This window comes from Rhizobacter sp. P2_H2 (genome assembly GCF_056403375.1).
Map to the genome: position 1 here is coordinate 1 of NZ_JBFUFP010001011.1, position 1,961 is coordinate 1,961.

2 protein-coding genes are annotated in these 1,961 nt (G+C 70.9%); both read left to right on the forward strand.

Features of this window, described 5'->3' with window-relative positions:
- On the forward strand, window positions 1-709 hold a 709-nt coding region (locus AC1D15_RS29440), incomplete at its 5' end, for a DMT family transporter (protein ID WP_477828808.1).
- A partial coding sequence (locus tag AC1D15_RS29445; protein WP_477828809.1) for a histidine kinase dimerization/phospho-acceptor domain-containing protein occupies window positions 706-1,961 on the forward strand: 1,256 nt, incomplete at its 3' end. The genes AC1D15_RS29440 and AC1D15_RS29445, both read left to right, overlap by 4 nt.

The window sequence follows — 1,961 nt, forward strand, 5'->3', positions numbered from 1 at the left end:
GCTCAGTCTGATGGGCGTCGGCAGCTACAACGCGCTGCAGTACATGGCGGTCACCACCTCCACGCCGATCAACGTGACGCTGATCGCCGCCAGCTCGCCGCTCTTCATGCTCGCGGTCGGCGCGCTGGCCTACGGCGAGCGGCCGACGCGCCGCCAGGGGGCCGGCGCCGTGCTGTCGCTGCTCGGCGTGGCGCTGGTGCTGTCGCACGGCCACCCGTCGACGCTGCTGCAGCTGCACCTGGTGCCCGGCGACCTGCTGATGCTGCTGGCCACCGCGCTGTGGGCGGTCTACAGCTGGATGCTGGCGCGCCCGCCGGCCTCGATGCGCCCGCCCGAACGGCCGCCCTGGAGCGCCGCGGAGTTCCTGCTCGCCCAGGTCGGCTTCGGTGCGCTGTGGGCCGGTGCCGGCGCGGGCGCCGAGCAGGCGCTCGGCGGGCAGCCGATCATGTGGTCCGGCGCGGTGTATGCGGCGCTCGCCTACGTGGCGATCGGCCCGTCGATCGTGGCGTACTTCTGCTGGGGCGCGGGCGTCACCGCGGTGGGGCCGGCGGTGGCGGCCTTCTTCGCGAACCTGACGCCGGTGTTCGCCGCGCTGATGTCGGCCGCGATGCTGGGCGAAGGGCCGCAGTGGTACCACGTCGCGGCGTTCGGATTGATTGCCGCGGGGATCGTCGTAACATCCCGCGCAGCGCCTCGCAGGACACCATGACACCTTCCGGCCCCGTCGCAGTTCCCTCCGCTCGCAAGCGCTCGTGGCAACTGCTGTACGGTGCGGCCGCGCTGCTGATCCTGGTGGTGATCGGGCTCGACCAGTTCCTGGGCGTCAAGGTCAACGAGCGCTTCGGCGATTCGCTCGCCGCCGACCGCGGCTGGGCCGCCCGCTTCGAGGCGCTGGGTGAGCTGCGCCGCCTGGCCGGCGAGGTCGACGCCCCGGCCAACGACATCTTCGCGTCGGGCCAGGTCGACCACGAGCGCGAGCGGCTGCATGCCGCGCACGGGCGCTTCAAGCAGGCGCTCGCGGCCGCGATGCAGCGCTTCGAGGCCCACCCGGCCGAAGGCGAGCGCGAGCTGATGGTGCAGGGCCTGCAATCGGCCGGCAACACGGTGCAGCGCATGGTCGAGCAATCCGAGACCACGCTGCAGCGCTTCGGCGAGCAGCGGCTCGATGCGGCCTCGCGCGCGATGGTCGAGGTCGACCGCAGCTATGCGCTGCTGCAGGAAGACCTGCGCGGTGTCTCGCGCATCTCGCGCACGCTGCAGAAGGCGCAGTTCGATGCGCTGAGCCAGTCGGTGGGCCGCTACCGCTGGCTCGAGTTCGCGAGCGCCGTCGGCGTCACCGCGATCACGCTGGGCATGCTGGTCTACGGCTTCCTGATCCGCCGGCGCATGGAGCTGGCCTCGGCCGAGAAGGCTCAGCACCTGTCCGAGCTGCAGGCCGCGAAGGATGCGGCCGAGGCGGCCAGCCAGGCCAAGTCGCAGTTCCTCGCCAACATGAGCCACGAGATCCGCACGCCGATGAACGGCGTGCTCGGCATGACCGAGCTGCTGATGGGCACGACGCTGAACGACCAGCAGCGCCGCTTTGCCGACAGCGCGCACCGCTCGGGCCAGGCGCTGCTGGGCGTCATCAACGACATCCTCGATTTCTCGAAGATCGAGGCCGGCAAGTTCGAGGTCGAATCGCTGCCGTTCAACCCCTGCGAGGTGGCCTACGACGTGGCCGAGCTGCTGGCGGTGCAGGCGCATGCCAAGGGGCTGGAGGTGATCTGCCAGATGGGCCCCGACCTGCCGGTGCGCGCCTACGGCGATGCGGCGCGGCTGCGCCAGGTGCTGATGAACCTGCTGGGCAATGCGGTGAAGTTCACCGAGCGCGGGCACGTGATGATCTCGGTGACCAAGATGCCGGCCAGCAGCGCGGCGCACAACCATGCGGCGCTGCTGGAGTTCGCGGTGTCGGATTC